This is a genomic window from Streptomyces manipurensis, assembly GCF_049570255.1.
Classification (GTDB): Bacteria; Actinomycetota; Actinomycetes; order Streptomycetales; family Streptomycetaceae; genus Streptomyces; species Streptomyces manipurensis.
In genome coordinates, this window is record NZ_CP186950.1 from 3,828,375 (window position 1) to 3,841,366 (window position 12,992).

The following is a 12,992-nucleotide window of genomic DNA, read 5'->3' on the forward strand; positions in this document are numbered from 1 at the left end:
CGGGCCAGCCGCGTCGCCGTGTCCACCAGGGCGTGCAACTCCGGCGGGTAGGCGGACTTCCGGAGCGAGAGCCCCGGCAGGATGGTGATCCGGTGTTCATGGGCCAATGGCAAGCTTGAAACATGAACGATGCTGCCCCTGCGCCCACCCCCGCGCCCGCACCCCGCAAGCGTGCCCGTGTCCGTGCCCCCGAGCTGATCGGCAAGGGCGGCTGGCTCAACACCGGCGGGAAGGAGCTCACCCTCGCCGACCTGCGAGGTAAGTGCGTTGTTGTTGATTTTTGGACCTTCTGCTGCATCAACTGCCTGCACGTCCTCGACGAGCTGCGCGAGCTGGAGGAGAAGCACCGCGACACCGTCGTGATCATCGGCGTGCACTCGCCGAAGTTCGTGCACGAGGCCGAGCACGCCGCCGTGGTCGACGCCGTCGAGCGCTACGAGGTCCAACACCCCGTCCTGGACGACCCCGAGCTGGCCACCTGGAAGCAGTACGCCGTCCGCGCCTGGCCCACGCTCGTGGTGATCGACCCCGAGGGGTACGTCGTCGCCCAGCACGCGGGCGAGGGGCACGCGCACGCCATCGCCCGGCTCGTCGAGGAGCTGGAGGCCGAGCACGAGGCCAAGGGGACCCTGCGGCGCGGGGACGGCCCGTACGTGGCGCCCGAGCCCGTCGCCACCGACCTGCGCTTCCCGGGCAAGGCGCTGCAGCTGCCCGGCGGGACCTTCCTGGTGTCCGACACCACCCGCCACCAGCTCGTGGAGCTGGCCGCCGACGGCGAGAGCGTGGTGCGCCGCATCGGCAGCGGCGAGCGCGGCTTCGGCCCGGACGCGTTCAGCGAGCCGCAGGGGCTGGCGCTGCTCCCCGACGGCCGGGTGGTCGTCGCCGACAGCGTCAACCACGCCCTGCGCACGTACGACCCGGCCACGGGCCTGGTGGAGACCGTCGCCGGCACCGGCCGGCAGTGGTGGCAGGGCTCGCCGACCTCCGGCCCCGCGCTGGAGACGGACCTGTCCTCGCCGTGGGACGTGGCCTGGTGGGAGGGCCGGGTCTGGATCGCCATGGCCGGTGTGCACCAGCTGTGGACCTGGGACCCGGAGACGGGCACGGTCGAGGTCGCGGCCGGCACCACCAACGAGGGCCTGGTGGACGGGCCCGCCGCGGAGGCGTGGTTCGCCCAGCCGTCCGGCCTCGCCGCCGCCGGGGACCGCCTGTGGATCGCCGACTCCGAGACCAGCGCCCTGCGGTACGTGCTGGCCACCCCCGAGGGGTACGTGGTCGAGTCCGCCGTCGGCACCGGCCTGTTCGACTTCGGGCACCGGGACGGCGACGCCGGTCAGGCCCTGCTCCAGCACCCGCTCGGCGTCACGGCCCTGCCCGACGGCTCGGTCGCGGTGTGCGACACGTACAACCACGCGCTGCGCCGCTACGACCCCGCCACCGGGCAGGTCACGACCCTGGCGACCGACCTGCGCGAGCCCAGCGACGCCGTGCTGGCCGGTGACGACATCGTGGTGGTCGAGTCGGCCCGGCACCGGCTGACCCGGCTGCGGCTGCCGGAGGAGGCGGTACGGGTGGACGCGGTCGCGCACCGCACCCAGCGGGCCGCGACCGAGGTCGCCCCCGGCACGCTCCGGCTCGACGTGGTCTTCCGGGCCCCGAGCGGGCAGAAGCTGGACACCCGCTACGGGCCCTCCACCCGGCTGCTGGTCTCCTCCACCCCGCCGGAGCTGCTGGCGGGCGGCGAGGGGGCCGGGACGGACCTCTTCCGGGAGCTGGCGCTGAACCCGGACGTCACCGAAGGGGTGCTGCACGTCTCGGCGATGGCGGCGTCCTGCGACGACGACCCGGCCAACGAGTACCCGGCCTGCCACGTCCACCAGCAGGACTGGGGCGTGCCCGTCCGCGTCACCGCCGACGGCGCCGCCCGCCTGCCCCTCGTCCTCGCGGGCATGGACGACGAGGGGTAGCCGGCCCGCGGGCCTTCCTGGCGGGTCAGCCCTCCAGGAAGGCCACCAGGGCGTTGGCGAGGAGGTACGGGTCCTCCGCGCCGCACAGTTCGCGGGCGCTGTGCATGGACAGGATCGCCACGCCGATGTCCACGGTCTGGATGCCGTGCCGGGCGGCGGTGATCGGGCCGATCGTCGTACCGCACGGCATCGCGTTGTTGGAGACGAAGGTCTGCCAGGGCACGCCGGCGCGCTCGCAGGCGGCGGCGAACACCGCGCGGCCGCTGCCGTCGGTGGCGTAGCGCTGGTTGACGTTGACCTTCAGGATGGGGCCGCCGTTGGCCCGCGGGTGGTGCGTGGGGTCGTGCCGTTCGCCGTAGTTGGGGTGGACGGCGTGCCCGGTGTCCGAGGACAGGCAGATGGTGCCGGCGAAGGCGCGGGCGCGGTCCTCGTAGCTGCCGCCGCGGGCGAAGACTGAACGTTCCAGCACGTTGCCGAGGAGCGGGCCGTCCGCGCCGGTGTCCGACTGGGAGCCGTTCTCCTCGTGGTCGAAGGCGGCCAGCACGGGGATGTGATCGAGCTTCTCGGCACCGGAGACGGCCGCGAGCGCCGCGACGCCGGCGTGCACGGACAGCAGGTTGTCCATCCGGGGCCCGGCGACGAGTTCGCGGTCGCGGCCGAGGTAGGAGGGCGGCTCGATGGAGTGCACCATCAGGTCCCAGCCGGCCACCGAGCCCTGGGGCAGGCCCTCTTCCTCCTCCAGGAAGGCGATGAGGTCGCCCTCGTGGGGGTCGCCGAGGCCCCAGATCGGCTGCATGTGGCGCTGCTTGTCGAGCTTGAGGCCGTCGGTGTTCACCGACCGGTCCAGGTGCACGGCGAGTTGGGGCACGCGCAGCAGCGCGCGGTCGATGTTGACGAGGCGGTCGGTGCCGTCGCGCAGGGTCAGCCGGCCGGCCAGGCCCAGGTCGCGGTCGAGCCAGGTGTTGAGCAGGGTCCCGCCGTAGATCTCGACCGCGATCTGCCGCCAGCCCTGTGAGCCCGTGTCGGGGAGCGGCTTGACCCGGAGGTTGGGCGAGTCGGTGTGGGCTCCGACGATGCGGAACGGGGTGTGCGCCGCGGCGCCTTCGGGGACGTACCAGGCGATGAGCGCGCCGCCGCGGAGCACGAACCTGCCCCCGGTGCCCGCATCCCAGGCGTCCGTCTCCGACAACTGCCTGAAACCTGCCTTCTCCAGCCGCTCGGCCGCGTTGGCCACGGCGTGGTACGGCGACGGACTGGCCGTCAGGAAGGTCATCAGATCGTCGGTGTGGCCGCGATCGAAGCGGGCGGGAGAGCTCATCGTATTTCCCTTGTGTGGAAGCCCCCGGCTGCAGCCGGGTGAGGAAACGTAGTTCCGGCTCGGAGCCTCGCTGCGGCGGTCTGCCGCAGCGTGAGGCTGTGACCTGTGCTTGTGTTCGGATCGTGCCCGACCCTAGCGTCCGGGGAGTGGGGATTCCTTCTGTGAAGCGGTCGTTCAAGTACCGTTTCTATCCGACGCACGCGCAGGCCGTGGAACTGTCCCGGACGTTCGGCTGCGTGCGGAAGGTGTACAACCTCGCCCTCGCCGCCCGTACGGATGCCTGGCGGCGCCGTGACGTCCTGCACCGGCTGACCACTCGACTCGCGCGCGAGAACCCAACGCTCGTGACCGAGGATCCTGCGGTCTCCCACATGCTGTGCCACCGCGGCCCGGCGCGCGCGATCAGTGATGCCGGGTGGCGGGAGCTGCGGTCGATGCTGGAGTACAAGGCGGCCCGGTACGGCCGGGAGCTGGTGGTGGTCGACCGGTGGTTCCCCGGTTCCAAGCTGTGCTCGGTCTGCGGCGAGCTCGCGGGCGCGATGCTGCTGAGCCTGCGGGAGTGGACCTGTGAGGGGTGCGGCAGCGTCCACGACCGGGACGGGAACGCCGCGCTGAATCCGCCGACCGCCGGGCCGGCGGTCGTTGCCTGTGGAGCGGATGTGAGACCTCATCGGGAGTCCTCCTCTCGGGCGGGGCGGTCCGTGGCGAAACAGGAATTCCCACACGTGAGTGTGGGAATCCCCTCCCGCTGAGGAGGGGAGGAGGCCAAGTGGTTCACCTTAACGAGGGCAGGATTCCCGTTCGTCATGGCCGGAGCAGGCGGGTCGTCGCCGGGCAGGCGGTGGTGAGTCCGCGCGGGTCCGCGGTCCCGTTGGTTCTCAGCCCGGCGGACGCTCGAATCGGCGTTGCAGTTGTCTGCGCTCGCCCCGGCGGATGCGCGGGAGCATCTCCGGGGTCTGCGGGGAGCGCTGCGCGCGTCTTCTGCGTCCGGCGCAGAAGATACAGGCCTCACCGGGAGGCGCGTCGGGGTCGATCGGTGCGCCGGGGTGTTCGGAGCAGCCCGAGGCGTTGCGCGGGCGGGACAGTTCGCGGGCCACGATGAAGGCGCGGTGGAGGTCGTCGGCGATGCGGACGTAGTCCTCCGCGGCCGAGGAGAGGCTCAGGTGGAAGCGCTGGTCCTCGATGGTCCGCAGGTAGCGGTGGAGCATCTGCAGGCTGTACGGGCCGTCGGGGACCGGGTAGCCGAGGCGGCGCTGTTCGCCGGCGGGGGCAGCGGCCGGTCCGCCGTGCCGGCGGCTTCCGAGGCGGCGGCGGTCGTTGCAGATCAGGCAGCGGCCCCAGCCTTCGGGGGCCTCGGGGTCGAGGGCGCCGTTGGGGTGCTCGGGGCAGCCGGTGTAGCTCTTGGCGGGGGCGAGCCCGGCGGCCGTCCGGAAGGCCACGTACAGGGCGTCGGCGACGGTCTCGTACTCGGCGGGGTGGGCGCCTTCGTAGAGCTCGCGCAGGTGGTCGCCGAGGCTGCCCAGGGTCGCCTGCAGCTCCTTGAGGGCGTACGGGCGCCCGGTGGGGACGGAGTACCCCCTGCTGCCGTGCTGATCCTGTGGGCTCATGCCTACGAGCGTCCCATGAACGACTGACATCGGGGAAAGCCGCAGTACAGGGCCCCGGTGTCGGCCGTTCCGGGGTCCGTGCACGCGGCAGCGGCCGGGTCCCTGTGCGGGGGGCCCGGCCGCTGTGCGGGTGGTGCGGCGCGGCGCTTGCCGCGGGAGGGGCGGGCGCCTTAGAAGGCGGCCTCGTCGAGCTCCATGAGGGAGTTGTCGACGGCCTCGGCCAGCTGGCGCTGGACCGCGACGCCCGGGAGGACCTCCGCGGCGAAGAACTTCGCGGCGGCGATCTTGCCGGTGTAGAAGGGGACGTCCTTCGCGGAGGCCGTCGGCAGCTTCCGGGCGGCCACGGCGGCACCCTTGAGCAGCAGGTATCCGACGACCACGTCGCCGGAGGCCATCAGCAGGCGAGTGGTGTTCTGGCCGACCTTGTAGATGTTCTTGACGTCCTCGCCGGTGGCGGTGAGGTCGACGATCATCTGGCCGACGATGGCCTCCAGGTCCACGGCGGCCTTGGCGAGCGCGTCGCGGGCGCCGGCCAGCTCTTCTCCGCCGTCGGCCTCGGCCAGGAACTTCTTGATCGTCTCGGAGAGGATGTTCAGCGAGGCGCCCTGGTCGCGGACGATCTTCCGGAAGAAGAAGTCCTGGCCCTGGATGGCCGTGGTGCCCTCGTAGAGGGTGTCGATCTTGGCGTCGCGGATGTACTGCTCGATCGGGTACTCCTGCAGGTAGCCGGAGCCGCCGAAGGTCTGCAGGGACTGGGCGAGCTGCTCGTAGGACTTCTCCGAGCCGTAGCCCTTCACGATCGGCAGGAGCAGGTCGTTCAGGCCGACGAGGGCTGAAGCGTCCTCGCCCGCGGCCTGCTTGACCTGGATCTCGTCCTGGACGGTCGCGGTGTACAGGACGAGCGCGCGCATGCCCTCGGCGTACGCCTTCTGCGTCATCAGCGAGCGGCGCACGTCCGGGTGGTGCGTGATGGTGACCTTGGGCGCGGTCTTGTCCATGAAGTTCGCGAGGTCCGGGCCCTGCACGCGCTCCTTGGCGTACTCCAGCGCGTTCAGGTAGCCGGTGGAGAGGGTGGCGATGGCCTTCGTGCCGACCATCATGCGCGCGAACTCGATGATCATGAACATCTGGCGGATGCCGTCGTGCTTGTCACCGATCAGCCAGCCCTTGGCGGGGTGCTGGTCGCCGAAGGTCATCTCGCACGTGTTGGAGGCCTTAAGGCCCATCTTGTGCTCGACGTTCGTGGCGTAGACGCCGTTGCGCTCGCCCAGCTCGCCGGTCTCCCAGTCGAAGTGGAACTTCGGGACGAGGAAGAGCGACAGGCCCTTGGTGCCCGGGCCGTGGCCCTCGGGGCGCGCGAGGACGTAGTGGAGGATGTTCTCCTCCATGTCGTGCTCGCCGGACGTGATGAAGCGCTTCACGCCCTCGATGTGCCAGGAGCCGTCCTCCTGCTGGATCGCCTTGGTGCGGCCGGCGCCCACGTCCGAGCCGGCGTCCGGCTCGGTGAGGACCATGGTGGAGCCCCAGCGCTTCTCGACGGCTATCTGCGCGATCTTCTTCTGCGCCTCGTTGCCCTCCTCGTGGAGGACGCCGGCGAAGGCCGGGCCGGAGGAGTACATCCACACGGCCGGGTTCGAGCCGAGCAGGAGCTCCGCGTAGGACCAGACGAGCGAGCGCGGGGAGACGGTGCCGCCGATCTCCTCCGGGATGCCGAGGCGCCAGTACTCCGAGTCCATGAAGGCCTTGTAGCTCTTCTTGAAGGAGGCCGGGACCGGGGCGGTGTTGGTCTCCGGGTCGAAGACCGGCGGGTTGCGGTCGGCGTCCGCGAAGGACTCGGCCAGCTCGTTCTCGGCGAGGCGGGCGATCTCGGACAGGATGTTCTTCGCGGTCTCCGCGTCCATCTCCTCGAACGGACCGGTGCCGTACTGCTGGTCGCGGCCGAGCACCTCGAAGAGGTTGAACTCGATGTCGCGGAGATTCGACTTGTAGTGCCCCATGGCGACGGCTCCGTTAAGGCTCGGGGAGACAGGTTCCTCGTACATACCAATCGGTAACAACATGATGCTACCCGCCGGTAATAACAGCAACCCTTGCGCGCCGACTGTGACCAGGGTCAAAGCTCGCACCAGATCGTCTTCGTCCGGGCGCCCCGCGTGACCCCCCACCTGGCGGCCAGCGCGTCCACCAGGGCCAGCCCCCGCCCGGACTCCTCGCCCCCGGCCGCCTCCCGCCGTACGGGCCGGACGCCCGGCGCGGGATCGGTGAGCTCGACCCGCGTGCGGGCTGCCCTTCCGGTCCCGGTGACGCGCAGGGTGACGGGCGTGCCCTCACCGACGTGCCGGACGACGTTGGCCAGCAGCTCGGTGACGCACAGCTCGGCGTCGCCGGATCCCGGGCCGAGGTGCTCCCGCACGGCGTGCCGCAGCATCGGGGCCGCCTGCGGGGTGGCGAGCAGCCGGATCGTGAGCGCGTTCACGGCTGCGCCAGCGCGGCGGCGATCCGCTGCGCGGTGGCGGCGCTGCAGTTGCCGAGCGTGATCAGCGGCGGGGAGCCGTGGTGCCCGGCGTAGGAGGGCAGGTGCAGGTCCAGCGAGGGCAGGGTGATCCCGTGCGCGGCGAGCGCGGCGCGCAGTGCGGTGAGGGCCTCGATCGAGACGCGGTCGTTGACGTGGTCGCTCATGGGGGGGCCGTTCCTGTGCGGAGTGTGACGAAGCCCTCACAGGCTGGCGCCTGGCTGCGTACCGTGGGAAGGGTTTCCGGTCCACAGTGCGGAGTGTGGAAGGCAGGCCGATCGTGGCTGCGCGTAAGGACATTGACGGCTCTGAGAGCGTTCCCGCCTTCTACGGCAAGGAGCTGCGCTGGAGGCGGGAGGAAGCGGGCCGCACGCTTCAGGAGACGGTGGAGGGGAGCTTCTACGCGGCTACCTACCTGAGCGAGATCGAGCGCGGCCAGCGGCGCATGCCGGTGGACCTGGCCTGTCATGTCGACCGGGTGCTCAGGACCGACGGCTTCTTCGAGCGGCGTTGCGAGGATGTTCGCAAGGCCCGGAGCGTCGGTCACGCCAGGTACGCCGAGCGGATTCTCGAGGCGGAGAGGCTCGCGGAAACCATCGAGGAGTGGAGCCCGACGGCGCTTCCCGGCCTGCTGCAGACGGAAGCGTACGCACGGGCCCTCGCCGCGGCCGAACGCCCTTTGGAGCCGAGGGAGGAGACCGACGTCAAGATCGAGGCCAGGCTGGCGAGGGCTGCCGCCCTCTTCGAGGGCGCGCAGGCGGCGCCCGAGTACTGGGTGATCCTGCACGAGTCGTTGCTGCGGCTGCCGATCCTTCCGCCCCAGCAGATGGCGGACCAGTTCGACCATGTCGCGGCCCTGGTACGGCGCAAGCGGATCGTTCCACAGATCGTCCCGTGGAACGCCGGAGCGCACCCGTTCATGGCGGCGGGAACCGTCCTCATCCTGACGTTCGGCAACGCGCCGCCCCTGGTCTACACGGAGTCCCTGCACAGCGGTGTCACCATCGACGATCCAGCCCTCGTGAAGCGTTACCGAAGGTCGTACGATCTGCTGAGGGCCGCCGCGCTACCGCCGAAGGCGACCCTCGCCATGATCGAGGCGGCCGTAGAGGACTACCGAAATGGCAAGCAGCCGAACTGACTTGAACGCAGCGCGGTGGCGCACCAGCAGCTACACCAACAGCGACGGGGGTACCTGCGTCGAGGTGGCTGACGGCGTAGCAGGACTCGTGCCCGTGCGGGATTCCAAGCGGCCCGACGGTGGGGTGGTCGTGGTCGGTGCCGCGGCCTGGGGGCCCTTCGTGGCCGCGCTGAAGGGCTGCTGACCGCACCCCGCAGGGGAGCCGCAGGGGATCGGTGGCCGGTACCGGCCGGTACGGCCGCAGGCGCTCGGTAGGCTTCGGCCCATGTACGGCTATGACCAGAACCCGGGTGCCCAGCAGCAGTACGCCCCCCAGCAGCCCCCGCAGGGGTACGGGCAGGCGCCGCTGTACCCGGAGCCGTCCCCTCCGTCCCTCGCCGACGCCGTGCGGGCCTTCACCACCGGGTCGCTGTCGGCCGAGGACTTCCAGCAGGTCTTCGCCACCTCGAAGGTCTACTGCCCGCGCGGTGACACCCCCGGGTTCCTGGCGCTGCACAACACGCAACAGCCGGTGATCCCGATGTTCACCACGCTCAAGGAGCTGCGCCGGTACGCCGGCAAGGAGTCCAAGTACTTCGTCATCACCGGTGCCGAGGTGATCGACCTGCTGCCGACCGGCTACGGCTTCGTCCTCGACATGGAGGGCGACCACCGGATGGTCTTCGACGCGAAGGCGGTCGAGCAGATGGTCGACTTCGCCATGCGCCGCATGTACGGCTAGACGCCGTACGCCGTAGCCGCACGGGGGGCGGGGGCCATGCTGAGGGTGCACTTCACGGCGGAGGACCTGTTCCACGTCACCTTCGCGGACGGCCCGCTGCCGATGGTCGAGCTGGCCATGGCGGTGGTCGCCTGGCAGCGCACCGACGAGGCGGCCGTCTTCGGCCCCTGGCGGGGCCGCGTGGGCCGCGAACTTCCGGGCCGGGTGCGCCCCCTGCTGGACCTGCTGCGCCCCGACGGTGACAACCCGCCGTTCGTGGAGCCGTACGCGGCCACCCTGGAGGAGGGCCTTGCCGCCGTCCGGGAGGCGGCGCCGGGGCTGACCGGCGAGCAGCTGGCGCGGGCCGCCGCCCGGGCGCCCGGGCCGGATTCCTGGCTGCGGGCGCTGTGGCGCCGCGACCGTGGGGCCTGGGACCAGCTGGAGGCGGCGCTGACCGCCGCCCACGCGAGCGTGGTGGCGCCGCACTGGGCCCGGATCCGGCAGTCCTTCCAGGCCGACGTCGCCTGGCGCACCCGGCTGCTGGCCTCGCACGGGATCAGGACCTGCCTGGCCAGTACGCACCCGGCGGCGGCCTGGTCGGGCACCGTCCTGGAGATCGACCGGCCGCCGCACTACGAGGTCCGGCTCGGCGGGCGCGGGCTGCTGCTGATGCCCTCGCCGTTCTGGACGGGGCGCCCGCTGGTGGCCGAGCACCCGGAGGGGCCGTACGTCCTGCTCTATCCCGCGATGACCCCGCTGCCGCTGGTCGGCCCCGGTCCCGCGGCGGGCGCGCTGGACGCGCTGCTGGGCCGGACGCGGGCGGCCGTCCTGCAGCAGCTGGTGCAGCGGCGTACGACGAGCGAGCTGGCCCGGGACCTCGACATCAGCCTCCCCTCCGTCTCGGAGCACACCCGGACCCTGCGCGCGGCCGGTCTGATCACCACGGAACGGGACGGGCGGGCGGTCCTGCACGCGGTGACGGGCCTGGGTGCGGACCTCCTGCGCAGCGGCGCCTGAGGCACGCTTCGGCCCTGCCCGAAAGGATCGCGGGCCGCGCCCCCGCTGCCCGAGCATCGGTGCGGCGGGGGGAGTCCCGCACCGACGGAAGGGAGAGCGTGATGGCACGCAGGTCCTTGCGGACGAAGCTGGCGGCACTGGGGGCAACGGGGGTGATGGCGCTGGGTACGGGGGTCCTGGCGGCGTCTCCGGCCGAGGCGGCGGTCGCCTGCCCGTACGAGTACTTCTGCGCGTACCCGCAGCCCGGATACGGGGGCACGCCCATCATGGTCCGGAACTGCAACGACGTCCGCTACGTCCCCTGGACCGGGGGCAACGGGTCGTGGATCAACAACCAGACGCCGGGCACGCGGGCGCGGTTCGTCCTGACCGGCGGACGGCCCGACGCCTACACGTACGGGGCGTACTCCGCCGTGGCGGGGGGTGTCGACTGGAACTCCGTCCTGTACATCGACCCGTGCTGACCTGCGGGTGAGCGGCCGGCGGGCTCCCGGGAATGGTTTCCGGGGGCCCGCTGTTCCTTGCGGGTGTGGCAGAAAGTTCGAGTTTCAACTAAACTCGGACGTAGAAGGAGGTCCTGACCATGCCCGCAGTGACTGTTGAGAACCCGTTGACGCTTCCGCGCGTGGCCCAGCCCCAGGCGGCCGTCCCGCGCAAGGTGCTGGCCGTCGTCACGGCACCGAGTGGGTTCGAGGGTGAGGGATTCCCGGTGCGCCGCGCGTTCGCCGGGATCAACTACCAGTACCTGGACCCGTTCATCATGATGGACCAGATGGGCGAGGTGGAGTACGCGCCCGGCGAGCCCAAGGGAACCCCCTGGCACCCGCACCGCGGCTTCGAGACCGTCACGTACCTGATCGACGGAACCTTCGTCCACCAGGACACCAACGGCGGCGGCGGAGTCATCAACGGCGGCGACACCCAGTGGATGACCGCCGGTTCGGGCCTCCTGCACATCGAGGCGCCGCCGGAGGCCCTCGTCGTGTCCGGCGGGCTCTTCCACGGCCTCCAGCTGTGGGTGAACCTCCCCGCCGCGGACAAGATGATGCCCCCGCGCTACCAGGACATCGGCGGCGGCAAGGTCACCCTGCTGACCACGCCGGACGGCGGTGCGCTGCTCCGCGTCATCGCGGGTGAGATCGACGGCCACGACGGCCCCGGCATCACCCACACGCCCATCACGATGATCCACGCGACCGTCGCGCCGGGAGCGCAGATCACCCTGCCGTGGCGCGAGGACTTCAACGCCCTCGCGTATGTGATGGCCGGGCGCGGCTCGGTCGGCGAGGACCGCCGCCCGCTGCACACCGGGCAGACGGCCGTCTTCGGCGAGGGCGGATCGATCACCGTGCGTGCGGACGAGTCCCAGGACTCCAACGCCCAGGGGCTGGACGTCGTCCTCCTCGGCGGGCGCCCGATCCGGGAGCCGATGGCGCACTACGGGCCGTTCGTCATGAACAGCAAGCACGAGCTCCAGCAGGCCTTCGACGACTTCCAGGCCGGCCGGCTGGGCCGCATCCCCACCACCGAGCGCACCGGCCTCGGCCACCGCGGCACGGGCGAGGCGGCGGAGGACTGAGCGCGCCGTCCGCCCGGGGAGGCCGTCCGGCCTCCCCGGGCGGACGCGCTACTTCGCGGACGGCTGCGGGGCGGTGTCCGCGGGCCCGGGCGGCGCGTCGGCCGTGTAGCGGGCCCGGAGCTCCGAGATCACGCCGAACACCGCCGCGGTCAGCGGCACGGCCAGCAGCATGCCCAGGATCCCGGCGACGCTCGCGCCGGCGGTGATGGCCAGCATCACCACGGCCGGGTGCATCTGCACGGTGCGGCTCTGGACGACCGGCTGGAGCACGTACCCCTCGATCATCTGCACCAGCAGCACCAGGCCGAGCGCCCACAGGCCGATCACCCAGCCCCGGTCGGCGAAGGCCACGAGGACGGCGACGGCGCCCGACAGGATGGCGCCGAGGTAGGGGATGTAGGCGGTCACGAAGACCAGCGCGGCCAGCCCCAGGGCGCCCGGGACGTCCAGGATCAGCAGGCCCACACCGATCAGCACGCCGTCGACCAGGGCCACGAAGGTGGTCCCGCGCATGAAGCCCTCGACAGCCTCGAAGGCCCGCCGGCCCATGGCCTCCATCAGGTCGCCGGAGCGCTCCGGCACCAGCGAGCGCAGGGTGCCCACGGCCCGGTCGGAGTCCCGCAGGAAGAAGAAGATCAGCACCATCGCGAGCAGGACCATCGCGAGCATCGACCCGACCACGCTGATGCCGGTGACGACGCCCGACGCGGCCGTGCCGCCGAACTTCGCCAGCAGGTCCTTGGAGTTGGCGGTGAGGTCCTCCAGCGAGGTGCCGACGGCCCCGAAGTGCTCCGCGAGCGAGGTGCCGGCCCGGCGCAGCGCGTCGATGATCTGGTTGCCGGTCTCCATCAGCGCGGCGACGACGATGTACGTGGCCCCGCCCACGACGGCCACGACGGCGAGGCAGGTCAGCGCCGCGGCCAGCGACCGGTTCACCCCCATCCCGACCAGGCGCCGGTGCATCGGCCCGAGCAGGGCCGTGCCGAGCACGGCCAGCAGGACGGGCGTGACCACGGTCTGGAGGACGGTGCACAGCCACACGCCGACGGCGAGGACCGCGGTGGCCAGCAGGACGACGGCGCACCAGGCGGCGAGCCGGCGTACGGGATCCGGGAGCAGGGTGTTCGGCACGCCGTCATCCAACCATGCGG

General features: G+C 71.7%; 14 protein-coding genes. 8 read left to right on the top strand and 6 right to left on the bottom strand.

The annotated features are described in order from the left end of the window. The first annotated feature begins 122 nt into the window (after nucleotides 1–122). Entirely contained in the window at nucleotides 123–1,967 is a 1,845-nt protein-coding gene (locus ACPU2J_RS17660) for an NHL domain-containing thioredoxin family protein (protein WP_423833577.1), read from the top strand. 25 nt (nucleotides 1,968–1,992) lie between these two features. Here the strand turns inward: ACPU2J_RS17660 and ACPU2J_RS17665 are convergent, their stop codons facing one another. Further along, nucleotides 1,993–3,285: a M18 family aminopeptidase gene (locus ACPU2J_RS17665; RefSeq protein WP_420080182.1), complete on the bottom strand. Its 1,293-nt coding sequence runs from the start codon at nucleotides 3,283–3,285 to the stop codon at nucleotides 1,993–1,995. Nucleotides 3,286–3,446: 161 nt separating this feature from the next. Between ACPU2J_RS17665 and ACPU2J_RS17670 the strand changes: the two genes are divergently transcribed. Continuing rightward, complete coding sequence (locus ACPU2J_RS17670; RefSeq protein WP_423834978.1) at nucleotides 3,447–4,037, top strand: transposase; 591 nt, start codon at nucleotides 3,447–3,449, stop codon at nucleotides 4,035–4,037. Nucleotides 4,038–4,163: 126 nt separating this feature from the next. Here the strand turns inward: ACPU2J_RS17670 and ACPU2J_RS17675 are convergent, their stop codons facing one another. The 4 genes from ACPU2J_RS17675 to ACPU2J_RS17690 all read right to left on the bottom strand — a co-directional run bounded on the left by ACPU2J_RS17675 (nucleotide 4,164) and on the right by ACPU2J_RS17690 (nucleotide 7,571). Further along, entirely contained in the window at nucleotides 4,164–4,892 is a 729-nt protein-coding gene (locus ACPU2J_RS17675; protein WP_423833578.1) for a hypothetical protein, read from the bottom strand. A 170-nt stretch (nucleotides 4,893–5,062) separates the two neighbouring features. Further along, entirely contained in the window at nucleotides 5,063–6,889 is a 1,827-nt protein-coding gene (locus ACPU2J_RS17680) for an acyl-CoA dehydrogenase (protein WP_420080179.1), read from the bottom strand. Nucleotides 6,890–7,005: 116 nt separating this feature from the next. After that, a complete protein-coding gene (locus ACPU2J_RS17685) occupies nucleotides 7,006–7,368 on the bottom strand; it encodes an ATP-binding protein (RefSeq protein ID WP_423833579.1) in 363 nt (120 codons plus the stop codon). Further along, nucleotides 7,365–7,571: a hypothetical protein gene (locus tag ACPU2J_RS17690; RefSeq protein WP_423833580.1), complete on the bottom strand. Its 207-nt coding sequence runs from the start codon at nucleotides 7,569–7,571 to the stop codon at nucleotides 7,365–7,367. The genes ACPU2J_RS17685 and ACPU2J_RS17690 overlap by 4 nt, the downstream gene beginning before the upstream one ends. Nucleotides 7,572–7,684: 113 nt before the next feature. Here ACPU2J_RS17690 and ACPU2J_RS17695 point away from each other — a divergent pair, with 113 nt between their 5' ends. The 6 genes from ACPU2J_RS17695 to ACPU2J_RS17720 all read left to right on the top strand — a co-directional run bounded on the left by ACPU2J_RS17695 (nucleotide 7,685) and on the right by ACPU2J_RS17720 (nucleotide 11,841). Continuing rightward, entirely contained in the window at nucleotides 7,685–8,545 is an 861-nt protein-coding gene (locus tag ACPU2J_RS17695) for a Scr1 family TA system antitoxin-like transcriptional regulator (protein WP_423833581.1), read from the top strand. Between the two features lies 1 nt (nucleotide 8,546). Further along, complete coding sequence (locus ACPU2J_RS17700; RefSeq protein WP_391346820.1) at nucleotides 8,547–8,729, top strand: DUF397 domain-containing protein; 183 nt, start codon at nucleotides 8,547–8,549, stop codon at nucleotides 8,727–8,729. An 81-nt stretch (nucleotides 8,730–8,810) separates the two neighbouring features. Continuing rightward, nucleotides 8,811–9,266, top strand: coding sequence for an SseB family protein (locus ACPU2J_RS17705; protein ID WP_361596268.1), 456 nt, complete (start codon nucleotides 8,811–8,813; stop codon nucleotides 9,264–9,266). Between the two features lie 36 nt (nucleotides 9,267–9,302). Then, nucleotides 9,303–10,262 carry a DUF5937 family protein gene (locus ACPU2J_RS17710; RefSeq protein ID WP_423833582.1) on the top strand — a complete coding sequence of 320 codons (960 nt, stop codon included), beginning with the start codon at nucleotides 9,303–9,305 and terminating at the stop codon, nucleotides 10,260–10,262. A gap of 101 nt (nucleotides 10,263–10,363) precedes the next feature. Then, nucleotides 10,364–10,726: a peptidase inhibitor family I36 protein gene (locus ACPU2J_RS17715; RefSeq protein ID WP_365491558.1), complete on the top strand. Its 363-nt coding sequence runs from the start codon at nucleotides 10,364–10,366 to the stop codon at nucleotides 10,724–10,726. A 119-nt stretch (nucleotides 10,727–10,845) separates the two neighbouring features. Then, entirely contained in the window at nucleotides 10,846–11,841 is a 996-nt protein-coding gene (locus ACPU2J_RS17720; RefSeq protein WP_361596259.1) for a pirin family protein, read from the top strand. 48 nt (nucleotides 11,842–11,889) lie between these two features. Here the strand turns inward: ACPU2J_RS17720 and ACPU2J_RS17725 are convergent, their stop codons facing one another. Then, nucleotides 11,890–12,972, bottom strand: a complete 1,083-nt coding sequence (locus ACPU2J_RS17725; RefSeq protein ID WP_420080175.1) for an AI-2E family transporter — start codon at nucleotides 12,970–12,972, stop codon at nucleotides 11,890–11,892. Between the last annotated feature and the right edge of the window lie 20 nt (nucleotides 12,973–12,992).